Here is a 23,571-nt window from a genome sequence, read left to right as displayed (position 1 = left end):
AATTGATTGAAAGCAGTAGCAAAGCTACCTGTAATTATTTCACCAGGTAAATAAATGTATTTGTATTACATCTACCAGTTAACCTTACTTTCATCGCTATTATGAAGTCGTTGCAATTGTACATGTAGCTCCATTATCTTTCCATCTATTCTCTTTTGTTCTTTCTCCAGGTAGATACGCTGTTTAGCTGTCAGTTTGGTAGTGCCCTGAGCTTGATCCTCTTCCAAAATCCTACGCATACATTTATAATAAAACCTGTTATGTTTCATATGTAGGGTGTGGTAGGCAATTACCTTTTCTAATGGCTGGACTTGTTTCATTGTTATATGTTCAAGTGCAAAAGTACCATCAGGATCTAGTGCCCTAAGTTCTTCTTCAATTGGGTTATAATAAAGCAGTTGCACCAAGTTCCCTTTTTCAATAAGTACAGGACCGTAGCGCAACTCTGCTTCGGCTGGATCTTTTGCATAAGCGTCTATAACAGTCTGTTGCAACTCTCGTGTTTTCTTGTTTCCATAGACTCGGCATTTGGCTGAGCAGTAGATGGCGCGGGGTTTATTGGCCCAAAAAGCTTGATTACAAAAAGGACAAGTTCGTTCGTAAACAATCGAGTTTACTGGAAATTCATCTCGGCTATATTTAGGCATAAGTAGCAGACTTTTCTTGTGGGACAACAAATTACGTAATTATTGCCATATTATTATATATAAATTACGCAATAATTACGTAATTTATCCACTTTCTATTTTAATGCTTTAGCTATTAAGGCGACACGCTTTCTCAGTAACGTATAAGGTTGATTTTGTTTATAGCAAGCACCCATAATGCTTCAAGTATATTTACTTAAAGTAAAACTTTAAGTAAATATACTTGAAACTACTTATTACAGATATGATTAAGGTATTCTTTTGACTACCAGTAATTATCCTAGTGCTACTTCAAGAGTAGTGGTATCACCGATTGTGTTTTAAGGAATTAGCTAACCTCACGCCTGACCTGCTTTGATCTTAGCACATGATTCTCGTGTTCAAATGGATAAGTCTATAGTGTATTGGACGCTGATGCAAAAAAAATGAATTAACGTGGCGCATCTGCACACTATTGTTGTTGTAAATGCTTAAATGCTAGAGTTTTACTTTGAAACACTTATTTCATTCAATACCAGCAACAACAGTAAATTTATTGCGGTAAGTTAATCCGCCGGCTTATTGGTACTTGTAAGCACTACTTTTCTGGTTATGAAAGACATACCGGGGTAAATCAATGTGTATGCAATCCTTTGCTGAGGCCTGGATTACTTTTATGCAAGTACCACTTGCATAAAATAACACATGACCTACAAGCGACTCTCGCCTTGTTGAATTATAGCTGCCAGTTACAGGTATTGTTTGCTTATTATCTTATTGATTTGCCGTGTTAATATATTATTTTATATATATCTTGTAGCTTTAATACAAAGGTAACTTTTACCATACTGCACTATATGAAAACACATGCCCTTCACACATCATCACCCTTTTTACATGATATTTCTTTTCGTTTCTGTCGTCCTGGTGCTTTGAATTCGATCTGCGGCAGTATACAAGACTTCATTTACCCGAAACACAGCTGCTAAATGGGCTTTCGGTTTCGCAAAAGCTTTAAGCTGATGCCAGGCGTCCGGCTGAATGTAAGCAAGTCTGGCCTGAGCACATCCATTGGCGGCAAAGGGGCTACTGTCAACATTAGCCGGAAAGGTACCCGCACAACAGTGGGTATTCCTGGCAGTGGTGTTTCGTACAGCACTTACAAAAGCCACCGTACCAAGCGGCGCAACACTTCTACGACTTCTGCTGCCCCACATGCTCCAGCAGAGCAAACATCTGCTACAGGGTGTTTATGGCTGTTAGGGGTAGTGCTGTTTTTAGGAGGCCTGGCAACACTTCCAAGTACAGGGGGTATCATTTGTCTTTTAGTAGGGTTAGCGCTACTGGTGTTGCTCGGGCTAAGTGCCAACGACCAGCGTCAGCAAGTTAAGGCCGTACAGCAAGAATCACTTCGCCAACATCAGCAAGCTGCACAGGCATTGGACATAGCCTATCAGCAACGTTTGGTATTAATGCAGGCCCGGGTAGTGGAAGGCCTATTAAGTAGCGAGCAAAAAACACTTTATGCAAGCAAAATTAAAGACCGTAACATCACCATTGCAGACCTCGATGCTGCTTTAGAACAAGCTCGGTTAACAAAAGCGCGCATTTTAGATCTGCAAGCCAAATATGGCGAGGAAGTAGCTTCTAAGTTGCTACAGGAAGCGTTCTGGATTGGCATGACCCGTCAGCAGGTATTGGAAGCCAAAAACAGAGCCCCCGATAAAATAGAAGTAGAAGTGATGAAAACCAAAACAAAGGAAACATTGGTGTATGGCAACAAAAGCAGCGGTGATGTCTTTGTACTGGAAAATGGTTTGGTTACCCGCTTCAAAGATCGCTAACTGATTGAATCTTACTTTTATATTTTTTATCCGATGAAACATCTTTTACTGATTGTGTTTATCTTCTTCTGCGCTACCCAGGTTCGGGCCCAGCTTGATCCTGTAACTGGAGGGATTTTTCTGTTGCAAACAGGCGTAAAAATGGCCGCTGCCGGTGGCAAAGACAAAGCAGGCAAAGGGGAGGCTAATGTCTCTTCATTCTCCCATGAGGGCACGCGGGTGCCGCTTAAGCGTGTTCCAGCTCAGCAGGTAAAAGGAGAGCACCGCGAGGTGATTTTAGCCGTGGAGCAGGGATTAAATCAGGCTAAAGCCCTTTATGATGCCCGGCAGCTCGATCAACTCGAAGCCTATACAGCTACATTTCCTGACTTAACTACAAAAGTGCAGCTTCTAGAGCAGCAGAGACCGAAATGGAACGTAGCACCCTATAAAGCTGAGATGGCTTTCTACACGGGATTAGCAGAAAAGCAGAAAACCTTTCGGCTAGCTGCTGCTAAAGCTGCTGAAGAGGCCAGAGCGGCGGCAGAACGCGCGCGATTGGCTCGGGAAGCAGAAGTAGAGACTAAGCGTGCAGAAGCAGCCCGTATGGCCGCTGCAGCTGCTGCTGCAGCCATGGCTTCAGATGAAGTACAAGAAACGCCGGTTACAGAAGATGCAGCACCTGCGGCGGTAGTACCTGTTAAATCAAAACCTGCTGCAAAAACCCCAGCTAAAACCACAACCAAACGAACTACCACAACCTCAGTAAAAAAAGGAGCAACAGTGTACTACTGCGCCAGTGGTAACACTGTCAAGTACCACCGTTCATCTTCCTGCCGGGGCCTGAACCGATGCTCAGCTTCCGTAGATCCAATTTCGCTTAAAGAGGCACAGAGCTATATGGACGCTTGTAAGATTTGCAATTAGTCTATTACAAGTGATGAAACCTACGAGAATAAAATTTGACTTGCCTTCAGCTAAGGGATAAAACCCAGAATGGAATTTACTCAGAGTAAATTAAAAAGCAGAGATCTTTATGACCTCTGCTTTTTTTAGATTCCGTTATTTGGATTTCTTTACAGTTTCCTTAACGGTAGTTTTAGGATGCTTGTCGGCATACTGCTTTGTAACATACTGACCTGTGTCCGCACTTCTGTGCACAGTAGTTTTCTTCGCCATTAAAATCACCTCCTTTCTACTTATTGATTACTTAACACCAAACAATCTTGCCTCGGCGAATAAAGAAGTGGCTCTGGCATCCTTGCTTCCTCCATATGGAAGGTTGTACAGTAATGTCACCTTTTTTTGAGACTTTATAGCTCCATCTAGGTCGTGCTTCCTTGAGCAGGTTAAGCTGTATGATAGCTTTGCAACCACAAGGGCATAGGAAAGCCAAAACCCAAGGGCTAACCGGCGCTCCAACTGCATAAACAGTCTTCAGCTCCAACAACTCTGGAAAATCTTCCACATCTTTCGCTCTGTATGCAGGGCGAAAGAAATTAATAATCCTTTGTAACTGCCGATTAAGATAGCTCCACATAATAACTACTTGCTTAAAGTTGAGAAGTCAGACATGCCGAGAAAAGGCTGCATGTCTCCTCGCCCTGCATACTTTACTTGGTAGTCATCAACTACTAGTTCATCTTCTGCTTCATTACAGATCGATCCATCGCTGTAGTCCATAGATACCTTCGCATAGTTTCGTGGCTGTTCAAACTTGAAAGGATGCAACCGATTAAGGAGTTCGTTTACAGCCATACTGCTGAGCTGCATGTTGATGCTGATTACAGCTGGTCTGTCTACGTTTGCATTATGAACATACCCCGCCTTTAGCCGCTTGTTAAATTCATCTAGGTCCTGTCTTTTCAGGGCCTCGTCTAAAAGCATTTTGGTCGTGTACATGCCCCTGCTAAGCAGCGAAGATGCTCCAGGTTGTAGATAATGCACTGTGCCAGCGATCCTGCTAATTCCTCCCATGCCGTCTGCTTCTAGCTTTACCCCTAAATCAAAGTATGGGATCAGGTAGAAGTTAGAAAGCTGGTTAAGCAAATGCCTTCCGTCAACACTATCAACACATCCAAATATCACATCGCAGCTAATTAAGTCATCAAGTGCATTAATAGAATCATACAAGTTTTCTGCATAAGGATAAACTTCTGTGCCTAATCCAAACGCCTGAATACGTTCTGCTAAAACCGCTGTCTTGTACTTTTTTGCATCTGCATCATCCCTAGTTGTGTTCAAGATCCTATTAAGGTTTTTATGCTCCACCTCATCAGGGTCGACCAATACAAGTTGACCTATACCTAACCTAACTAGTTGCTCAATTGTAGGACTACCAGTGCCAGAGCATCCAACGACACCAGCTTTAATCCGCTTTAATTTGGCATAAGTACCATCTCCAAAAGCTTGTGCTGTTCTTACAGCGAAATCATCGGGAGTATAAGCACCTATGCTATGCTCCCATATCTTAAATTCATCACCTGCCACCGAGATCTTATCGAATGGATAGGAGATAAGATCAGGAGTAAATGCCCTTCCAAAAATTCTACCATCCGGAAGCATGACTGCAGAACCATGTACAGCGTCCGTTTCACACCATCCGAAAATAGAAGAAAATAAATCAGCATCAGCTGCATCGTCTGTTTCTGAGAAATAAGGGTAGCCACCTGGATGAGAGTGAATCTTAAGAATACCCATATTTTTTTTAGGGTTAGAAGCTTCTTTCAGAAAAGGCAGCAACACCTCGGTACCCCAAGTGACATTGTCTTCTGTTCGTATGCATGCTTCATGAGGAATCAGCATAAGTTTGTGCACCAGCATCATTGAAAGGCCTTGCCTTTCATGCCTCCCGCATAAGGCAACAGCTACAGCCTCTTTCCCGTCACCGGGAAAGAGGTGTTGCTTTAGCTGTTGGTAATGCGAACCTGATAGTCTAAGCTGATATTGCATGACCTGGACGCTTTCTAAATTCATCATCCAACCAATGATCCGCTAGCGGCACATGCGTGCTCAAGTTATCTAGCCCCGGTCTCCAGGGGTTTGAGGGGGTACGATGGCGGGACCATTGCTGAAACACTTTACCATCTAAATCTAAGGGGGAAAGAGCTCCGATAGGTTGTCCGTCATTTCTGCTCAGTGCAGGGTAGAAGTACACCATGTCTAGCTGCGCCACAGGATAACTTGGAGTCATCCTTATGCCTAAAGTGGCAGTGTTCACGTTATACCCTCCTTGTATAGGATAGTTATGGATGAACAGCCAAGGCATGCCGCCGACATTAACTGTTTCCCAAGGTAGCTGCAGGCTTTGCAGGTATTCTTCGTCTTCTTCCAGCAGTGTACATTCTCTTCTTAATGTTTCACCTTCTGTCTGGTCTAGCGGAAGCGTCAGGAATTTCTCTATTCCAGGCTCACTCAGGCACACTGTCTGATCATAACCTACTTTGGTTACTTTGCCGCCTTTCTGCTTCATGTTCAGCTGGTATCGCTCAGCAGGTATCTTCTGTGCAAGCGTTAATATTTCGCGCCCTGTAAGGCACTCTTTCTCGACTTTTATATTGTCGCGGTCCACCAGGATGTGGTATTGGTTTGCAGGCTCGTGCTTTTTCTCCGCATTGCCTGCTTCATTGTATTGATTGTTCATAAAAGTATATTGTTAAATAAACTATAAGCCCTCACTTTTTAAAGCTCCCAGGGCTGGGTTACTCAGGCTGGAACAGGAGAGTATTGCATAGTTCATTTAAACTACATACCTTACAGCTCGTATTCGAATTAAATGGGAAGCCCTGGAGGTGATCAGCCTCCTGAAGTCGCCAAACTTTTTTCCCAATGCCCACTCTGAAGGAGCCACCTGTAGAGTGGGTTTTTTGTTTTTTAATCAGCTTGCTATTATCAGTTAATAAGTAAACACTATATTTAATGTTTTGGTTTACAAGTATAGGAAAAATTTTTACATTTGTCAACCAAGATTTATTTGCATTTCTCATTTAAATAACTTATTTTATAAGATATGGCTGAATATCAGACAGATAGGTAAATAAGAATTTTTTAAAATTTAGTTGACAATTGTTTAATATTTACGACTTTTGTAAACCTATTCAAGCCTATTCCTGTTTAAGGATAAAAAAGGAGATACCTCATGAATCATATTTTTTCGGAACGCTTCAAGTCTGCACGTAATATGAGTGGACTTTCACTACAAGGGTTAGCCGATAAATTGAACAATAAGATTAGTCGGCAGGCGCTGCATAAATACGAGAAGGGAGATGTAATCCCTGATAGTGAAATGCTGGGTTACTTGAGTGATGCTTTGTCAGTGAGGCCTGACTATTTTTTCAGAGAGATAGATGTAGAACTCGGAGAAATAGAATTTAGGAAGGCTGAGAAGATGTCATCAAAGCAGAAGACAATAGTAGTTGAGAAGACTCGTGAAGAAGTCGCCCGTTATCTAGAATTAGAGGAAATTATTGGAATTGAACATGTCTTTGATAATCCTTTAAAGAAGATAGTGATTAATTCAACCTCAGATGTAGAGTCTGCTGCCATTACTATCCGTGATGTTTGGAAATTAGGAACGGATCCACTGTACAATATTGTAGAACTTCTAGAGGACCATCATATAAAGGTAATTGAGCTAGATGAGGCAGAAGGGTTTGAGGGATTGCAGGCTTGGATAAAGAGTAAATCTATTCCTGTTATTGTGCTCAACTCTGGGGAAACCATTCAGGATGATAGAAAGCGGTTTACCGCCCTACATGAGCTTGCGCATTTGCTCCTGAACATGTCGCATTTAGATGAGAAGAAGAAAGAAGAATTCTGCAATTATTTTGCTGGTGCCATGCTTTTCCCTAATGATATAGCTAAAATCGAATTAGGGCCCAAGAGAAGCAAATTGTTTATTAATGAGCTAGGCGTAATAAAGCAGCAGTATGGTATTTCTATACAGGCCCTACTTTATAGATTAAAAGACCTGAAAATAATAAGTGTAAGTTATTTTAACCAGCTTATGGCTCATATGAAGCAAATGGGTTGGAAGCTAGTTGAACCCTCTGAATATCGATATAGGGGAATGGAAAAGTCTAACCGCTTCAAACAGCTCCTTTATAGAGCACTTGCAGAGGATCTTATATCTATGAGTAAGGCTGCAGAACTTTCAAACATGAAGTTAGCTGAGTTTAGATCGAAGAGCTTAATTATGTAATGAAAGTAGCAGTAACGGATGCATGTATCTTTATAGATATAATTGAATTGAAACTGGCTTCGCAGTTTTTCAATTTGCCTATTGAGCTGCATACCACAATAGATGTGTATAACGAGCTGTATCCAGAGCAGCAAGAACTATTGAAAGCTTACCAGTCAGGTGGTAAGCTTTTTCTTTACAATATATCTGAGGATGAACGTAAGGAAATATTAGAAGAGGGATTTCCTAGAGCTTTATCAGATAATGACAAAACAGTTTTATTCTTAGCAGCAAAGATAGACGCTTTTGTTTTGAGTAGCGACAAAGCTGTTCGGAACTATGCTAGAAAGAAAGTAATAGAATATCATGGTTTACTTTGGATTTTTGATCAATTAATTGCTGAAAAGCATTTGCAACCATACGAAGCGGCTGCAAAGCTGAAAGAATTAATGGGCAAAAATATAATTTACCAATACAATAATACCCTGGCTGCTGAAATAGAAAAGAGACTAAAGCAATGGATGAGCTAGTCTATCATTTTACTACTTAACATAAGAATAATTATAAGACTTAATGCAATTGGAAATTTGCTTACGAAACTTAACCATTAAAAAAGAATGCCTCATCTAATAACTTTATTAGCTCTGCTTTTAGCTTTATTAGTTTATTTGCTCCATTAATTCCAAAAGAGCTATAAATTTTTTCCGCATCAACTACGTGGGCGGCTCTATTCCTGGTCTTATTGAGTTTCCTTATAGATTTAAACCAATTAGCATCTATATTTTGGCATGTGTCATACCACCTACGGGAAACTGAGTCACATTCATAGTCTTCATTCTTAAATTTTTCCTTTAAACCTTGATATTCTGCTTCGTATAGCAATTCGTAATCTCTAAGGTTATCAATGAATTGAGTTACTAGATTTGGATCCTTATCATGAAGGTAAAGAAAGAAACTTCCAGGCATAGTAAATATGGGGTAAGTTCTCACTGTATTAGGATGAAGTTGCTGCTGATAAACTCTTCTTTGTTGCTTCAATAAAGATTCTAAGCTTTTGAGACAACTATCAAAACTTTGGGGAAGGTAATCATACATTGGATCAAACTCTTCAGTCTCATAATTTTCAATGTTAAATGCTTTTAACAGCAGCTTTCTAATTAGATAGTCAAATAAAAACCAAGACTCAAAAATTAATTCTCTTGGGCTGTCACTGCTATCAATTTTTCTTTTCGCATGCCCTACCACCTCATTCAGCTTCTCATAATCTTCCATTGTCCCATAAAAAGGTACGTTGGACTCAAAAATATGAGCTAGATCATATGTCTTCATTATCTTCAAAAAGCTTTAGCGTTTAAGAATAGTTGGTAACTAGCTTTTATTTAATAGGGTCTATATTAATTTGAGATTAGTTGTATGAAATCATATGATTCTAACCTAGCAAGCACCCTCCTACACCGTATAGTGTATCTCCTCCTAATAAATTAGAAACATAAGGTTCTCCTAAGCTACCTAAGGGGCAGCATCTAATTCCTAATGCTTGGCTCACAAGTTGGTGACAGTACAAAAGAGCACCTGCATCACGCCAAACAAGGCTTTCAGAATTCTCATATTTTGAGGATGTTCTATATGAGTGAGCCACAAACCACAAGATTGTAGCATTACCAATGGTAAGAATATTATCTGTGTGCTCTATAAGGGCATTAAGATCTGATGCATCTACTTCAAGTTCATTTAGACTGTGATCTAAGGGGTTATAAACGCAAAAACTACGAGAGCCAAACTCCGATGGAAGTGATACAAGAATATCTATGGGATGTCTTCCACCGGCAGAAGGAGTGGGTCGGTGGGTCCAAAGGAATCCACTTTCCAACATTTCTACTTCCATAACTTTGGAGGTAAACCACAAAAGATCTCCAATATTCTCCAAAGTTAGAATTCCAAAATCTCTCCGTGACCTTCTTATAGAGATAACCTCAAAAAAGTTTACATCAATTTTCTTAACAATTCTCGACAAGCTTATCTTTCTCTTGATTTGGTACAAGAATGGCTTGTACGGCTTCTCATTCTGCTTTGGGAAGGGGTCTTGAATATTAGTCATAGCCAAGCTGTTGCTTCACATAGAGATATTTGTGGCACCCCCTACAGTTGCCGCACGGAATGTTTGATGTGTGGCAGGAATGCCCCCATAACAATATACTGGCAGGGACCTGAGACATCTGAATTAACTCTGTGGTGCTATAACAGATGCCTGGACTAGATATTCTAACTCCACCCTCTTGGTAACTTACTAGTTGATTCATCCTTTCGTAAAATCCTTCAGTACCATCTGCATGAAATGCATCTGTTTTAACGGTGCCAACCATTAATTCCGTAACTCCCAAGCCCACTCCTCTCATACAGGCAAGGGTAACAAGCAGTTGATTTCTATACGGCCACCATTCGGAAGCCGGAGCTAAACTTATTGCATTCTCACCCACCAAATCCCCTGAACCAAGCGCGCTACAGTCAACAGTGATTACATTATGCTCAATCCTAAGTGAAGTACAGACAGCGGCACTAGCTTTTATTTCAGCTAAGGCTGGTTTCTGACCATAGTTTATGGTAAAAGCAATATCAGGTTTCTTCCAATAAGCAAGTGCTATTGAGTCCAACCCGCCAGAGAGTAAAATAGCCTTACTCATGTGCAGACAAAACCCAAAATGATTTATAAACTGCCGTTGTCAAATCCCGTTCCAGCATGCAATTAGAGCCTTCCAGCATCTTAACAGACTCTTCTCCTTCATTCTGCACATAAGCTATCACTGGTATTCCCCTTGCTACAGCGTATCCTATTTCAAACAGGGTACCAGAATCAAGACCATCCAGTACTGCAAAAACTAGCCCCGCCGATTCCAGCCCCTCAATATCTTTCTGCACAACATCTTTAGCTAATCCGTGGCCTACATCATGAAAGGGTGAGAAAACTTTCAGGCCAATCCCTTGAAGTGCAGTTCTTATTTGGTCAATCAACCACCGTTCAGCAAAAGTGAAAAAAGGCCCTGCCAGATAAATCGTCTTATCTGTATAATCAGCTATCAAAAGAGGCTCTAGATTAAGAACATCAGCCTGAGGCGAAAACTGAAGCAACCTCGTGCTGCAGTATTTTGCTGTTGCTTGGGAAGCATTTAATGCAGCTCCCTCTACCGGGATGCCTTTAAACCAGTAATACGCAAATACAGCAGTAAAGACATCACCAGAGCCGATAGGCCAAACTGATTTAGTTTTGAAAACTGGTACATCATACTCTTCCCCATTGCGGGTAAAAACTTTTGCTCCCTTTGGGCCAAACTTAAGCACAAGCACATCAACATTTTCCTCTTCAAAGAAAAACGCTCGAATGCCAGGAACATCTTTTCTCTTACTCATAAGCTTAGCCTCAGAGTAATTTACAACGACAGCCAGTGAATCGGCTGTTGAACCAGTCTTTGAGAAAGGGATTGGGTTTGCAGGCGATTGTGGATCATATACTACATTTCTTCCTTTGATTGATGCATCTCCTTCCAGTATTCCGTAAAATATCACGTTATCTGCCTCAGCCTCAATGTAGCCTTTCTCTAGTGTATCGGGTCGTGGGTAAATTCGGGGGACAGCCAAGGGGTGATCGTACTGAAAGACCGGGGAACCCTTTACTTCTGAGAGGGTTATCTTTAATCTTCGGTATTGCGCTTCTAAAGACTGTAGATAACTTTGATTGATTCTATCGCTGAAAGTGTGGAAATTCAGGTCAAGCTCGCTATCTAGATCGAGCAGAGAAAGACAGGCTCTAAGGCCAGAACCATACGTCTCATCCCAATAAGGTTCAAAGCAAACCTCGTGATAAGTGCCTCCTATAATATTAATCATATAGCAGAAATAAAAATTTTACAATTCCCTCCATCTATTTCTAACACCTCGGCCTGGTAGGTAAATCCGTTGCTGATACAATTGATAAGCCTTGCCTGTTCACGCGATACGATAGCACCTGCTACCTGACCAGTAGCAGTTATGACTTGTATAGGTCCTTGTGCACTGGCTAATGAAACATCTAGCACATCGCCGACTGAAACAGTAGCCAACACACTGATATTTGGTGTCGAAAGCTGTGTTCGAATTCTTAATTGAGAGCAATCTGGCTCCTGCTCCCCCATACTGCTGATTTCTGGTGTGTTGCCACTTCCTGACATATAGTTTGTTTCTTTAAAAGTTTAATTGCTAAAGTATTAGTGAACTTCATCTGTTCCCATATGATGGCATCCATGACTGAAGGTAGTACTTTAATTGCATCACAAAAGAGTAGATACTTTTTTTCTAACTCAGAATATTCCTTTGTCACATCAGCATCTGGAGGAAAGAAGCCTGCTAGCATCCCTGCTCTCAATATATGAATATCTAAAATAGCTACTCGTTCGCTATAAAGCCAATTGCGCGTAATCCATGAAGCTGTTTTAGGCCCAATTCCATTCACTTTAAGGAGCCAAGCCCGTAAATCAAGATCATCGCAGTTAGTTGGCATCACGTTCAGGCAGTTTTCAGATAAAAAGTTTGCTATGTATTTACTTTTCTGCCTAGGGAACCTGTATTTGATCTGCTTTCCGTCAGACTTAATCAACGGCTTTTCAAGTGCTGCCTCCAACTCATGCTGAGTGACGTTCTGCTTTATGAGGCCTTCATCTTTTAGCCTTCTAAGAGCTAGCAAGCCTATTTCAGCTGGTATTCCATATCCTCCTAGTAAGCAAGCAACCACTTCCTCTATAATACTATCTCCAAGCCGGTGTGAGCGAACAGGAGTTGAAACATTATACAGATCATATTGAAGTTTCCAGTAAGCTGGAGTAAATAACTGATGATAATCCCCCCACAACAATCCTGGTAATAATTCCTCTTGTGAGTCTATGTTATACCTACTAAGAGAAATTCTTCCCAAGCATTCCGTCTCATCTATCACAGAATTCGAGTCATAGCCTTTTATTTTTATCTCACTTTTTAGCTGGATGCTTAATTGCATTGTTTAATTTTTTATACAAAGGTAGTGTAGTGAACGAAAATAGGTTTTTATAGATCATCGAAAAATTCTTGCAGGCTAATACCATGGATGTCGAGCAGGCGAAGTAAACTTGCCATAGTTAAATTAGCTCCTTTTTCATGCCGCCCATACCCCACTCGAGGTAAGCCATGATCGAACGCAAAGGTTTCATACGAACGGTAGCCTTTAGCCAGGCGCAGCCGTTTAATTTTATCTCCTATCGCTGTTAATCTAGGGTCTTGTTTCTTGTCATCCATGCCGCTGCTTTTGCCGGAAATTCCGCAGAAGCAATCTTTAATGTTACCTACTTAATTAAACATAAAATATAATACATATTATATTATGCATATATAATTCTATTCCTTAGCTTTGAAAATCCAACTAAACCTAAAGAATCATGAAAAACAAAGCCTTATTTTACCTGATGCTCCTGCTTAGCTTCGCTTTCGTTACTGCTAGCTGTAGCAAGAGTGAGGATCCACAGCCCAGCAAGGAAGAACTACTCACAGAAAAGACATGGAAAATCAGTCGCATCATGCGAGATGATCAAGACGTGACATATCAGCCAGACATGCTTCAAATGCGCAGTGTTCGCGCTCAGTATCAATCTAATGGCACTTACACAGAAACAACTACCAGCAATACCCGCATAGGCACTTGGCGCTTAATAGGAAATACGTTAATTCTTTTCCAAGGCACTCCAAATGAAGAAAACTGGAATATTGATGCTCTGACAGAAGGCTCTTTGCAATTAACATCAACTATCATCTTCTCCGATGGCAGCTCAGATATATTTACGCTCTCTTTGGTGCATGTAGACTAGGCCAGCATAGTCTTCTGGCTCCCCACCTGTCAAAGCCATACGTTAAATATATGTAACGTATGGCTTTGACTTTTTTACTAAAATAAATTGTATCTCTTAAAATGGAGGTGGCTGTTGCACAACCAACTTAGATATAGTCGTTAAATAATAATGGTTAACTCTAAGGTGCTATGCAGGGAAGGAAGAATTTTAAAGATGAGCGGCAATTGCTCTTTTCGCTTTCGGCTCATGTGCCGGAACATAACTTTTACCGGCGCCTCAAGGACAGGATCGACCTATCATTTCTCTACGAATTAACAGCTCCCTACTACGGCAAGTGCGGCCAGCAAAGCATTGATCCGGTCGTCTTCTTTAAGCTCTGCCTGATAAGCTATCTGGAGAACATCGTATCAGACCGCAAACTGATCGAGCACTGTAGCCTCCGTTTGGACCTGTTATACTTTCTAGACTACCAGCTCGACGAATCGCTACCCTGGCACTCCACCGTATCACGAACCCGAAAGCTATTCCCTGAACAACTGTTTGAGACTCTGTTTGACAAAGTTTTCAGCCTGTGCGTATAGCAGGGCATGGTGTCGGGTAGTGTGCAGGCAATCGATTCAGCCCCGATTAAGGCTAACGCTTCGATGGAAAGGCTGCTGTTAAAGCAGCCACAGGAATCCGCAAAACCATATCTGACAACTCCGCTACATGACGTCCAATATCCTAAAAACATAAAGCCGCTACCACTTATTACAGCTCCTGCCCATCAACTTAGGAAGCTGGAAAAGCATCAGCAAAATCTCAAAAGGGCTCCTACCGCTTTAGGGGCAAGTCATGAGAAGGCACAGCTGGTTAGCAACAAAACGCATTATGCCCCACATGATCCCGATGCCCGCATCTCTGTTAAGACTGGAAAGGCCAGAAAACTCAATTACCACTGCAGCATGGCAGTTGATACGGCACAAGGGGTGATCTCTCATATTCAGGCCGATTTTGCTGATGGCCGTGATAGCCAGTATCTGCCAAACCTGACTGGGCAGGTGCAAAGCCGACTCCTAACCAATGGGCTATCGATGCAAGATCTGCTAGCTGATGCCGGGTATTCGAATGGGTCCAACTATTACTTTCTGGAACTACGGGGGATTACTGCCTGGATACCGGTTTTTGGAATGTACAAGCCCGAGATCAATGGATTCCCCTATGATAAGAAAGCAGATCAGTACAGCTGCCCGATGGGAAAAGCGCTCCAATTCAAAAGCTTTGATCATACGCCGGACGGCAGGTTACTGAAGCATTACTGGGCAGTACCCAGTGATTGTAGGCAATGTCCTCGCAAAGCTACCTGTGCGCCTAAGACCAGGTGCCGCAAAATTACCCGCACCGCTTATGACGAACAATACCAGCAGGCTTACTCCAGACAGCATAGCAGGCAAGGAGATCGCATGAAGAAACTCCGCCAGAGCACCATAGAGCCAGTGTTTGGAAGCCTTGTGCAGCATTATGGCTTGCGCAAAATCAACGTGCTGGGAAAATCAGGAGCCCACAAAGTGATGCTGCTGGCAGCTGTTGCCTTCAATCTCAAAAAGTACATGAAGTGTAAGCCAGCCAGAGCTGTAAGCATGGCCCAGGTACTGGAAAAAGAAGCTATCTTAACTAATCCTTTTATGTTTTTACTGCGCTATGCAACGCAAACTACCGAAACCAGTGTGAAGCTATTGGTTTAGTAAGTTTAGAAGCTGAAAGCGTATGATAAGAATAGTAGTTGTGCAACAGCCACGGAGGTTTTGTGAGATAAAGTGATTAGTGCCTCGTCCTTGTGCCTCGTCCTGAAAAAAGTTGACAGTTTACACTGTTAATCCTACCCTGGGTTGACAGCTATTACTTAATCCTGCCAGCATTTTACATCTTATACAAAAACCATAAATATGGGTTTCGTCAATGCATTAGTGCCTGAAGATGTAAGGTAACATCGTTCAATCCTTTCAACTTTTAGTTTTTAGTCAGTCAATAAAATAGCTAGAGCCCACCTCTTCAAGTGGACTCTAGCATAATAAACTCAAGGAATAAATTTAAAAAATTGATGGAGCAAATATTAATCTGAAAGTGGGTTCCCCTGATTGTACTTTGCAACTGCTATCAAGAATACAAACCCTATTACTAGTAAAATAAAAAATAACCTTTTAGCTGATTTTATACTTTCAATATTTTCTTCATTTTCTATAAACTCATCCACTTCCTTAACTTTCCATGTAAAATAATGCAGAGCAAGATATAATATGATAAGTATAGGAACATAACCCCATTTAGTTGATGGTTTTTCGAAACTAATTTCAATTAAGTTTAAATTGTTTTCTAAAATCCCTAAAATTGGTAGCAGCCAAATCCATATTAGAAGACAAAAAACTAATTTAGCTATGAAAAGTCTTGCAGTGCCACCTGAATACTGCATATTTATTTGTTCCCTTTGATAAAGGGCAACAATCATTTTATTTATAAAATTCATTATAATTTAATTTTACTTGTGTCAACATTTTGAGAATCAAGCAATTGATTAAACTTAAAATTATCTACTTTGGTGTCAAAGTACTTAAAAGCTGCATCTTTCACTCCTGTAGCCCCTAAAACTCCGTCAGCTAAACCTACGAGAGGCTTTGACAACAATCCAACTCCTGTAAAAGAAGAAACAGCAAGAGAAACGTCTAAACTAGCTTTCAAGATATTCCCAGCCGTTGGATTATCTATTGCATTTGATGTTGAACTTATCGCACTAGTTACGCCGGAAACTTGACCAACAACATCCAATACTTTTCCGACGGCTTTAAAGCCACCTGCTGCATCACCAGCTTTATCTAAGGATTGAGCAGCACCTAATATAATACCATGGGCTTCATTCGATAAGCCTATAGCGTCGCTCACTCCTGTTGTCATATCTGCTAAGGATGGATCAGTTTTCTCTCCTGTTACTGTTACTTCAGATAATAATACAGATGATCTAGCTGTACCATCATCATTTAAAGTAACTTGGTCACCGCTCTCACTAATAAGAGTCGCAGATTTCCCTAAGCTAACAGAACCTGCACCATATTTTTTAACAGCTTGTTCCTGATTAGTTACTTTAGAATCAAATTTGATAGCTCCGTTTCCTAACTTGACCCAATCTATAGGTGCCATTCCATCAGGATCAATGAATCGAATCGGGTTATTAAATGCATAGTTATATGGTGAATATCTTCTCATCTGGTCTGCCATTGGATCTATGACATGCCATCTACCCAGTTGAGCATCATACATTCGGGCTCCATAGTCACTCCAGTTCAAGCCCAGCTCGGTCTGACGTTCCTTTCCATTATACTGGAACAGGTGGTCCGGCGTATTCTGCCTTACAATACCCGCAAGGTTCAGACCCCACGGATCGTAGTGCTCTTATAGTCAATGCTACACCCGATTGGCGCAGCTTGTATACTGAAGATAGTGTATTTATTATAACATGTTAATGGCAAGTAACTATTTAAAACCTTACACGGCATGAATAAGTCACAGGAAGGTATTGCTTTGTTAGCTGACATAACTAAGTTAGGAGCGCACGAACACCGCTTATCCTGCCTTTGACATTAGATATTGTGATAGCTCTAATTTTATAGAATTGCTGTTAAAAAGCGAAAGCCCAATCTGTGTATAGAGGGCTTTTGCTATAAAATGGAGTGAGCACACGGGGATTTAATATAAATTTTTATATAAGCTTTTAGCAGAGTAACTGGATTTCAAAATCGGGTTAGAATAAAAAATACAAAAATTAGTGCCTATTTATAATTCTCATAACAATACTTTAGTGCCTCAATAATATATAGCCCAGGAAATCCCTTAACTTTAAGCCAATTCAACCAACTAGCATCACTATAAAGTAATTGCTTTGCTAGAAGGAAAGATTTTTCTTTATCATTTTTGGAAAACAGAAAAGCCCACTCATATAATTTATTATGGGGTTCTTTTTCAAAAGCTTTCTTCTGCATTTTGAAGGCAAACTTATCTTCTAATGGTTTTGTATCATCATCTATTCCAAAATACCATTCAGCGACATATAGAATTTTGCCAATGAAGAATAAATACTCGCTATTATCTGAAAACTTTTGGTAAGATTCAGCAAACTCTAACTTTAACAGGCTAGCGATTAAGTCATGTTCCTCTTGTGTATATTCTTCCTCAACTAAGATATTGTGTAACAAATATATTATCCGTATTCGTAACTCTACATTACTTAGCTGCTCCATCCTAAATCTTTGTACCAATTCAATAGTAGGGCGCCAATCTCTTTTCTCGTGATGCCCAAAATGGCATTCTATTTCTGCTAACTTTTCTTTCCAATTCATTTAAGTATAATTAAGGAATAAACATTGTTCCGATACGAGGAACTCCATTGATAACATTACCTCTTATAAGTACAGTTTGACCGGCAACATTAACAGGAACATCTTTAAATATTCCAGTTGCAGGAAGCTTACCATTAGCCGAATTCAATACAGCTCTAATTGTGTTTTCTTTACCTCCTAGCATGCTAACTAATGAACTAAGGTTGTGTTTAGCAGGAAAAAGATGATTAAGCTTATTTGGATCTTTAACCAAAAGCCCAACTGCATCATCTATTACACTGGACGAGAACTGTGTCAATACTTTAGGACTTACTCCAACCAATGAAGGAGAAGGACCGCTCCCACCTATGTATTGAGGAATACCTTCAGTAGGTTCATTATGAAAGCCCAGCATTTCCAGTTGCTTTAAGCCTGCTTGCTTCATTCTTAACCAAAAACTGAAATCGATGGCAGCGTGACGGCCTGAGGTAGATAGTACATCACGACTTTCTTCCTTAGGGGCTTCAGCAGTAATTACTGCCTCTCCTGTATTAACTAGTATTTCAGATCCATCATCTAACTTAAGTACATCATTCTTCTTAATAGGCTTTTCTGTATGAACACTAAGTGTGTCCATACCAAAAGGGTCCGTGAATAAAAGTGGGTTGTTCAGGGCATAGTTATAGGGGGTGAATCCGTAGTGATTTTCTGCCATTGGATCTATGACATGCCACCTACCGAGTTGGGCATCATACATTCTGGCCCCATAATCACTCCAGTTCAGCCCCAGCTCAGTCTGCTTCTCTTTTCCATTATACTGAAACAAGTGATCCGGTGTATTCTGCCGCTCGAGGCCAGCCAAGTTCAATCCCCACGGATCGTAATGATTTTCCTGAACCAGCATCGGCGTGGTGACCGTAATGCTCAAGTCATCCATCCACGCATCATTGCCTGACTCATTGGCTACATACATTTCCGCAAAGCCATCTTTTTCGGCTTTATAAGTTAGTTCGAGCTTTTCCCAGTTGCCTTTGCCTTCCCGGCCTAGAGCCTGATAACCGCTTGTCACGTAGTTGGAATCACTATCATAGACAATATAGCGCAAATAGGCTTTGGGCACACCTTTTTCTTTTTGTAGCACTTGGGGAGCCAGCGCCAGCCCTACCCCCAGGTATGGCAAGTACTTGTTTTGTTTTGCTTTACTTTCTCCAACAGGATTAGTAGTGGTTACCACAGCGCTGGCAGCCAGCCAGGAAAGCAAGCTAAAAGCTAGGTCCTGTTCTTTGACCGTCTCGTACATACCATATACTTCCACCTGCAGCGAATCCCCTTGTTGCAGCTGCACTCTTTTGCTAGGGCCTACCGGCTTATTTTTACCTGCATTTAAAAGGGCCGCATGGCTACCCGTTCTTGCTCTGCCCCTATCCAGGTGCCTGGTTTCAGCGACATTGTCAAAATTGCTTTCCTCCGTACTTGCCATCATAGGCTCCATGGTAGCTTGCTGGGTAGTACTGGTCTCTTCAGCAAAGGAAACACGCAGATTGCCTAAATGATCTTTCAAGTGGTACTCATACCGCCATGGCTCACTTGCCTCAGGCTGGTACAATACCCGCCCTTCTGGCGTATGGGCAAACAAGGTATCGGCCTGGTGCACAAACAACCCGGCATAATCGGTGCTGACCACCGGCTTACCTTGTTCATGGACTTCTTTACGCAGCTTTGCACCAATTGCTGAATAAAGGTACAAGATATATCCTTTGCCCGTGATAGCAACACTGTCGGGTAGATTCAGAAGATTGTAGCGGATGTGGCTAATCCCTTTATTTTTATCGGCAATGAGGTTCCCGTTTGCATCATAACTGTACTCGGTGCCAGCTACAGCATACTTGCTGCCATTGTCCCGAAAATCACCGGCAGAACCAGCTGCAGGGGAAGCATCGTCTACGCCTACCAGGCGGTTACCTATATAGGAGTAAGTTAGTTTGTCCACTTGTCCAAATTGCCTGCTTGGATCCAATTGATCATTCGGGTTGCCCAGCAGCAGGCCCTGGCGTGCGAGGTGACGGATGTTCCCGTTACTATCATAGCCGCTTTCTATCACATTGCCGGCAGCATCTTTGAGTTGCATTTCTACCGAATAATTGTCGAGCTCAGCATTCCACCCGGCACCAATGTTGGCCCGATAGGTCCCTTTAACCAGACGGCCCGATTTATCATAACTATAACCATAGCCCCGTTGCACCCCATCACTCAGGCTCTTCCAGCGTATTTCCGAAATATTGCCATTGAACTGCGCAGGGGATACCCCCAGTTGCAAGCCTATATTGTAGCTAAGTTCCAGCCCAAACAAGTCTTCTCCTACCCCGCTATCTTCATTTTTAATACCACCGTCATTGTTCAGGTTTTCGTTGTTGATTGAAGTGAGCCAGCCCCGGATATTATAGCGCGTGTCTACTGACTGCAGGAAAGTATATCCCTGATCCCGCGAATGCAGCTGCTTGTCCACCATCTGCCCTAGCTCGTTATAGGTAAGGCTCGAGAGCAGTACCTGCTGCTGGTTATTGATTTGCTGCCAAGTTTGCGTCAGTCGGCCCATGTGGTCATATGCCATACTATCGAGCACGGTATGTGTTCTGGCCATACTTCCACCATTAGCCGGTACCTGATGCGTGGCTAGTGTCTGGATAGGTTTCCCACTAAAGTCATAGCTAGTGGTCAGGCGCTCTCCTTTTGACACGATTTGACCATTCAGGTAGCCATCCGAAAGGGACTGGAGTACACGGTACTTTTCATCGTAGTAGTTTACGCTGGTGATCCAGTGGTTCGTATGCAACACTTTCGTGCGCGCGCCGGTCACTTGTCCCCGCAACTGTTTGTTCACCGCCGCATCGGGAAGACCTAGCTGTGCCGCAAAGGCATACCCAGTAAGTGCTGCATAATTATAGTCATCGTAATAGGTAACTGAAAGCAGGCTTTTTTCGGTTAGGCCACGAGGGTAGGCATTATTTAGGGTATAGCCAATCTGATCATTTGTCAGCCGGCCTTCAAAGTGTATGGTCTCCGTTGAAGCGTCCAGCTCACTTTGAATGGTAGCACGGGTTTTCCCTGCCAGTACCAGCTTCCCTGTCAGGATAGGGCGGTTTACGCGGTCGTACTTGGTAAGGCTCCACTCATCCCGCACGCGCTGCACACTGTCCTGCGTGAGCACCGGTAGGTCGCGTTGATTGTAGACCATAAACACGGCTCCGGCTCCGGGCACCTGCTTTTCAATCAACCTGCCTTTGCCATCATAGTTGTAGCGGAAACACCAAGTCTCTACAAAAGAGGATGTTGGGGACCATGTTCCAGTGGCCGGTACTTTCTTACTCCCTTCAGGCTGCATGACTACCCGCAGTTGCCCCCGGTCATCGTACATATACTGTGTTACCATAAAACCTACCTGGGCCTGCGCGTTTTGCGGATTATCTATTTCCTGTACTTTTTTCAGCACCACTCTTCCCTGCAGGTCCTTGTACTCCATAGTCAAAGCATCCGCTTCATCGCGTATTTCAGTTACCTGCAGGGTATTGGCAGGGTAAAATCCAGCTGTTGTAAAAGCATCGCTTGTCTGATCATACTTCCAAAGCCGCACTTCACCAGGCTGGTTGCTACGCCAGGCAGCCTTGATTGTCTTGCCTGTTGCCGCTCCTGCAATAGGTTGCCACGCGACGCCTGGTGCTCCTTGCTCTAAGACCCGGTTTAGGGGAGAGGCTTCATATTCGGGCACGGCATACGGCCTATTATCCGTACTATAGTTTTTAACATTTGATACATCAGGTCGGTAGAAGGCACTTTGTTCAGCGATAGCTAGGGGGCGGAAGGCACCACCTTTCCCCTGCACATAAGGCAAGTACGTTGTATCCGGACGCCCAAATGCATCATAGCTCAAGGGCGTGACGATGTCTTGCTTCAAAGGGCTTGCTTGGGTAAGCACTGTTTGTAGGGAACGCCCCAGCCCATCAAAATAATTTATCTGCTGTACCAGCGAACCTACTGCTAACAGATCTGCTTCTTCCGCACTCTTCACACCTGGTACCGTTACCGTGTTTTCCACGACATAGTTCATATCAACCACATCCCTTGCGTGCAGCACCTGTACCCCCTCGGACGTAGCGCTCTCCGCCGCATCCAGGGCTGTTACGCGCACGGTATAACTTCCGGGCTCCCGGACTTTCAAGGTTTGTGCCGTTTTATCTGCCAGTTCACTACCAGATGCTAGCCATTGATAGGTAGCATAAGTAGCGCTTGTTGAAAGGGTTACGCTCTCTCCTGGCGCTAAGATCAGCGGGCCGCTTGCCACCACTTCTGGCCAGGGATGTACCGTTCCTGTAAAAGCCGACCGACTGGTACTCTCACAGCCCTGCTGGCTGACGGCGGTCACATAATAGGTTATTGTTTGACTTAGGTTCAGGGTATAGGTAGCACCGGTGAACACGGGTGTACCTCCGGAAGCAGCCGTATACCAGCGGTAGGTATACCCCGTGACTGGGGAATTCACACTCAAGGTTAAACTTCCTTGTCCAATGCGCGCAGAAGAAGATACCGAAGGCTTGACTGGGATTTGATTTACGGTTACCGATACCCCTGTTGCTGGTCCCCAACACTTTGACGAGCTTCGGCCCCTGATATAATAGGTCCCGCTAGTCGAAACAGGATAGGTCGTACTAGTTTTCGTCGTGTCTGTTCCGGCCGCGTTTGTTCCCTGCCAATACCAGGTCATGCCGGAAGGCGGCGTACCGCGCGTTAAGGTACTGTTCCCGCAAGTACTTGAAATAACAGGTGTACTCGGGGCTGCTGGCAACGCATTTTTTGTTACTGAGACAGCTGATGAAGTTGACGAGCAATTGTTAAGCGTCGTCGTTACCGTATAAGATCCGGACTCCTGTACTAGCAGGCTCGAAGAGGTCACCCCTGAAAGGGCTACGCCATTTTTATGCCATTGGTAAGTATACCCTGTCGCAGTGCTGCTGTTCAAAGTAACGCTCCCTCCCTGGCAGAAGGTTAACGGCCCTGTAGCCGTGATGGTCGCAGTCGGTAAAGGCTTTACGGTTACTAGCGCGCTGCCTATCATTGTCGTGACACAACTGGAGGAAGTATTTGTGGCCACCACGGTGTAAGTACCTGCAGTGGTTTGATTGCCAAAGGTAAGAGCAGTCCCCGATCCTGCTACAGCAGCCCCAACATTGCTCCCATCCCGTTTTAATTGATAGCTCATGCCCGATTGGCTGGCCGACAGACCTACCTGCACGCCACTGCTCCCCTGGCAATAACTCCCTCCACCCGTCACTGTATAGGCAACCGGCTGAATGCTGGTCACCGTCACCGTATTGCTGGTAAAGCTCCCTTCCGGGCCCTGTCCTACCACATAATAGTTCCCGTTCTGTGTGACCGTATATTTGCCTCCGCCGTTATTTGTGAATCCGGAAGGACCATACAGGGTGAAGGTCATAGTACTACAGCCTTCCGGCGGGGAAGCCTGCAGGACTGCATTGGTACAACCCTGGCTCACGCGCGTCAGGTACGCCGCATCACACATGGGGGTGTCGCCACCACCCGGAGGAATGATGGCATTCATTGTTACATCACTTTCCTTCTTTATTTCAGTTTCTTTTTTATTCTCTTGGGAGTAGCCAGATAATGGGACTAGCACCAGAAAAGCGACAACCAACAGGACATGCCTTAGCTGCTTTCGTAAGTAGAGGTTTTCCATAA

20 protein-coding genes and 1 pseudogene are annotated in these 23,571 nt (G+C 42.9%); 7 read left to right on the top strand and 14 right to left on the bottom strand.

The window, feature by feature from the left end; all coding sequences use genetic code 11:
• Positions 1-71 precede the first annotated feature (71 nt).
• Complete coding sequence (locus GWO68_RS15790) at positions 72-647, bottom strand: hypothetical protein (RefSeq protein ID WP_162347434.1); 576 nt, start codon at positions 645-647, stop codon at positions 72-74.
• A gap of 968 nt (positions 648-1,615) precedes the next feature.
• Between GWO68_RS15790 and GWO68_RS15785 the strand changes: the two genes are divergently transcribed.
• The gene (locus tag GWO68_RS15785; protein WP_162347433.1) at positions 1,616-2,470 is read left to right on the top strand and encodes a DUF4236 domain-containing protein; all 855 of its coding nucleotides are present in this window, start codon (positions 1,616-1,618) and stop codon (positions 2,468-2,470) included.
• A gap of 33 nt (positions 2,471-2,503) precedes the next feature.
• A complete protein-coding gene (locus GWO68_RS15780; protein ID WP_162347432.1) occupies positions 2,504-3,376 on the top strand; it encodes a hypothetical protein in 873 nt (290 codons plus the stop codon).
• A 283-nt stretch (positions 3,377-3,659) separates the two neighbouring features.
• Here the strand turns inward: GWO68_RS15780 and GWO68_RS18065 are convergent, their stop codons facing one another.
• The 3 genes from GWO68_RS18065 to GWO68_RS15770 are packed head-to-tail and all read right to left on the bottom strand — an operon-like array spanning position 3,660 to position 6,092.
• Positions 3,660-3,989, bottom strand: coding sequence for a DUF6527 family protein (locus GWO68_RS18065; RefSeq protein ID WP_394367166.1), 330 nt, complete (start codon positions 3,987-3,989; stop codon positions 3,660-3,662).
• Positions 3,990-3,994: 5 nt separating this feature from the next.
• Positions 3,995-5,428, bottom strand: coding sequence for a ThiF family adenylyltransferase (locus tag GWO68_RS15775; RefSeq protein ID WP_202923789.1), 1,434 nt, complete (start codon positions 5,426-5,428; stop codon positions 3,995-3,997).
• On the bottom strand, positions 5,385-6,092 hold the full coding sequence (locus GWO68_RS15770) for a multiubiquitin domain-containing protein (RefSeq protein ID WP_202923788.1): 708 nt from the start codon (positions 6,090-6,092) through the stop codon (positions 5,385-5,387). Before GWO68_RS15770 ends, GWO68_RS15775 begins: the two co-directional genes overlap by 44 nt.
• 495 nt (positions 6,093-6,587) lie before the next feature.
• On the opposite strand from GWO68_RS15770, the gene GWO68_RS15765 reads away from it, so the two are divergent.
• Complete coding sequence (locus tag GWO68_RS15765) at positions 6,588-7,649, top strand: helix-turn-helix domain-containing protein (protein WP_235942101.1); 1,062 nt, start codon at positions 6,588-6,590, stop codon at positions 7,647-7,649.
• Positions 7,649-8,158, top strand: a complete 510-nt coding sequence (locus GWO68_RS15760) for a PIN domain-containing protein (protein ID WP_162347431.1) — start codon at positions 7,649-7,651, stop codon at positions 8,156-8,158. The genes GWO68_RS15765 and GWO68_RS15760 overlap by 1 nt, the downstream gene beginning before the upstream one ends.
• A gap of 70 nt (positions 8,159-8,228) precedes the next feature.
• Here the strand turns inward: GWO68_RS15760 and GWO68_RS15755 are convergent, their stop codons facing one another.
• The 6 genes from GWO68_RS15755 to GWO68_RS15730 form a co-directional block, all read right to left on the bottom strand.
• Positions 8,229-8,957 (bottom strand): hypothetical protein, encoded by a 729-nt coding sequence (locus GWO68_RS15755; protein ID WP_162347430.1) that lies wholly within the window; start codon positions 8,955-8,957, stop codon positions 8,229-8,231.
• Positions 8,958-9,057: 100 nt separating this feature from the next.
• A complete protein-coding gene (locus GWO68_RS15750; RefSeq protein ID WP_235942100.1) occupies positions 9,058-9,555 on the bottom strand; it encodes a nitroreductase family protein in 498 nt (165 codons plus the stop codon).
• A 163-nt stretch (positions 9,556-9,718) separates the two neighbouring features.
• Complete coding sequence (locus tag GWO68_RS15745) at positions 9,719-10,309, bottom strand: 7-cyano-7-deazaguanine synthase (RefSeq protein WP_162347428.1); 591 nt, start codon at positions 10,307-10,309, stop codon at positions 9,719-9,721.
• Positions 10,302-11,510 carry a PfkB family carbohydrate kinase gene (locus tag GWO68_RS15740; protein ID WP_162347427.1) on the bottom strand — a complete coding sequence of 403 codons (1,209 nt, stop codon included), beginning with the start codon at positions 11,508-11,510 and terminating at the stop codon, positions 10,302-10,304. The genes GWO68_RS15745 and GWO68_RS15740 overlap by 8 nt, the downstream gene beginning before the upstream one ends.
• Before the next feature lie 250 nt (positions 11,511-11,760).
• Complete coding sequence (locus GWO68_RS15735; protein ID WP_162347426.1) at positions 11,761-12,651, bottom strand: 8-oxoguanine DNA glycosylase; 891 nt, start codon at positions 12,649-12,651, stop codon at positions 11,761-11,763.
• Positions 12,652-12,698: 47 nt separating this feature from the next.
• Positions 12,699-12,926: a helix-turn-helix domain-containing protein gene (locus tag GWO68_RS15730; RefSeq protein WP_162347425.1), complete on the bottom strand. Its 228-nt coding sequence runs from the start codon at positions 12,924-12,926 to the stop codon at positions 12,699-12,701.
• A gap of 140 nt (positions 12,927-13,066) precedes the next feature.
• On the opposite strand from GWO68_RS15730, the gene GWO68_RS15725 reads away from it, so the two are divergent.
• The 3 genes from GWO68_RS15725 to GWO68_RS15720 all read left to right on the top strand — a co-directional run bounded on the left by GWO68_RS15725 (position 13,067) and on the right by GWO68_RS15720 (position 15,198).
• Positions 13,067-13,492, top strand: coding sequence for a lipocalin family protein (locus GWO68_RS15725; RefSeq protein ID WP_162347424.1), 426 nt, complete (start codon positions 13,067-13,069; stop codon positions 13,490-13,492).
• Positions 13,493-13,662: 170 nt separating this feature from the next.
• Entirely contained in the window at positions 13,663-14,055 is a 393-nt protein-coding gene (locus GWO68_RS17865; protein WP_235942099.1) for a transposase, read from the top strand.
• Between the two features lie 6 nt (positions 14,056-14,061).
• Positions 14,062-15,198 carry a transposase gene (locus GWO68_RS15720; RefSeq protein ID WP_317164536.1) on the top strand — a complete coding sequence of 379 codons (1,137 nt, stop codon included), beginning with the start codon at positions 14,062-14,064 and terminating at the stop codon, positions 15,196-15,198.
• 368 nt (positions 15,199-15,566) lie between these two features.
• On the opposite strand, the gene GWO68_RS15715 is transcribed toward GWO68_RS15720, so the two are convergent.
• The 4 genes and pseudogenes from GWO68_RS15715 to GWO68_RS15700 form a co-directional block, all read right to left on the bottom strand.
• The gene (locus GWO68_RS15715) at positions 15,567-15,977 is read right to left on the bottom strand and encodes a hypothetical protein (RefSeq protein ID WP_162347423.1); all 411 of its coding nucleotides are present in this window, start codon (positions 15,975-15,977) and stop codon (positions 15,567-15,569) included.
• Positions 15,977-16,879, bottom strand: a pseudogene (locus GWO68_RS15710) (RHS repeat-associated core domain-containing protein); the annotation flags it as partial. The pseudogene GWO68_RS15710 and the gene GWO68_RS15715, both read right to left, overlap by 1 nt.
• 395 nt (positions 16,880-17,274) lie before the next feature.
• Positions 17,275-17,841 (bottom strand): hypothetical protein, encoded by a 567-nt coding sequence (locus tag GWO68_RS15705; protein ID WP_162347422.1) that lies wholly within the window; start codon positions 17,839-17,841, stop codon positions 17,275-17,277.
• A 10-nt stretch (positions 17,842-17,851) separates the two neighbouring features.
• Positions 17,852-23,569 carry a DUF6443 domain-containing protein gene (locus GWO68_RS15700; protein WP_202923787.1) on the bottom strand — a complete coding sequence of 1,906 codons (5,718 nt, stop codon included), beginning with the start codon at positions 23,567-23,569 and terminating at the stop codon, positions 17,852-17,854.
• Positions 23,570-23,571: the final 2 nt, after the last annotated feature.

The sequence above is a fragment of the Pontibacter fetidus genome (genome assembly GCF_010119545.1).
Lineage (GTDB): Bacteria > Bacteroidota > Bacteroidia > Cytophagales > Hymenobacteraceae > Pontibacter > Pontibacter fetidus.
This window is presented reverse-complemented; position numbering and strand designations above follow the sequence as displayed.

What these genes read in the sequence shown, in the direction of transcription:
- GWO68_RS15790 (WP_162347434.1), bottom strand. Translation starts at nt 647, where the DNA reads ATGCCTAAATATAGCCGAGATGAATTTCCAGTAAACTCGATTGTTTAC.
- GWO68_RS15785 (WP_162347433.1), top strand. Translation starts at nt 1,616, where the DNA reads ATGGGCTTTCGGTTTCGCAAAAGCTTTAAGCTGATGCCAGGCGTCCGG.
- GWO68_RS15780 (WP_162347432.1), top strand. Translation starts at nt 2,504, where the DNA reads ATGAAACATCTTTTACTGATTGTGTTTATCTTCTTCTGCGCTACCCAG.
- GWO68_RS18065 (WP_394367166.1), bottom strand. Translation starts at nt 3,989, where the DNA reads ATGTGGAGCTATCTTAATCGGCAGTTACAAAGGATTATTAATTTCTTT.
- GWO68_RS15775 (WP_202923789.1), bottom strand. Translation starts at nt 5,428, where the DNA reads ATGATGAATTTAGAAAGCGTCCAGGTCATGCAATATCAGCTTAGACTA.
- GWO68_RS15770 (WP_202923788.1), bottom strand. Translation starts at nt 6,092, where the DNA reads ATGAACAATCAATACAATGAAGCAGGCAATGCGGAGAAAAAGCACGAG.
- GWO68_RS15765 (WP_235942101.1), top strand. Translation starts at nt 6,588, where the DNA reads ATGAATCATATTTTTTCGGAACGCTTCAAGTCTGCACGTAATATGAGT.
- GWO68_RS15760 (WP_162347431.1), top strand. Translation starts at nt 7,649, where the DNA reads ATGAAAGTAGCAGTAACGGATGCATGTATCTTTATAGATATAATTGAA.
- GWO68_RS15755 (WP_162347430.1), bottom strand. Translation starts at nt 8,957, where the DNA reads ATGAAGACATATGATCTAGCTCATATTTTTGAGTCCAACGTACCTTTT.
- GWO68_RS15745 (WP_162347428.1), bottom strand. Translation starts at nt 10,309, where the DNA reads ATGAGTAAGGCTATTTTACTCTCTGGCGGGTTGGACTCAATAGCACTT.
- GWO68_RS15740 (WP_162347427.1), bottom strand. Translation starts at nt 11,510, where the DNA reads ATGATTAATATTATAGGAGGCACTTATCACGAGGTTTGCTTTGAACCT.
- GWO68_RS15735 (WP_162347426.1), bottom strand. Translation starts at nt 12,651, where the DNA reads ATGCAATTAAGCATCCAGCTAAAAAGTGAGATAAAAATAAAAGGCTAT.
- GWO68_RS15730 (WP_162347425.1), bottom strand. Translation starts at nt 12,926, where the DNA reads ATGGATGACAAGAAACAAGACCCTAGATTAACAGCGATAGGAGATAAA.
- GWO68_RS15725 (WP_162347424.1), top strand. Translation starts at nt 13,067, where the DNA reads ATGAAAAACAAAGCCTTATTTTACCTGATGCTCCTGCTTAGCTTCGCT.
- GWO68_RS17865 (WP_235942099.1), top strand. Translation starts at nt 13,663, where the DNA reads ATGCAGGGAAGGAAGAATTTTAAAGATGAGCGGCAATTGCTCTTTTCG.
- GWO68_RS15720 (WP_317164536.1), top strand. Translation starts at nt 14,062, where the DNA reads ATGGTGTCGGGTAGTGTGCAGGCAATCGATTCAGCCCCGATTAAGGCT.
- GWO68_RS15715 (WP_162347423.1), bottom strand. Translation starts at nt 15,977, where the DNA reads ATGAATTTTATAAATAAAATGATTGTTGCCCTTTATCAAAGGGAACAA.
- GWO68_RS15705 (WP_162347422.1), bottom strand. Translation starts at nt 17,841, where the DNA reads ATGAATTGGAAAGAAAAGTTAGCAGAAATAGAATGCCATTTTGGGCAT.
- GWO68_RS15700 (WP_202923787.1), bottom strand. Translation starts at nt 23,569, where the DNA reads ATGGAAAACCTCTACTTACGAAAGCAGCTAAGGCATGTCCTGTTGGTT.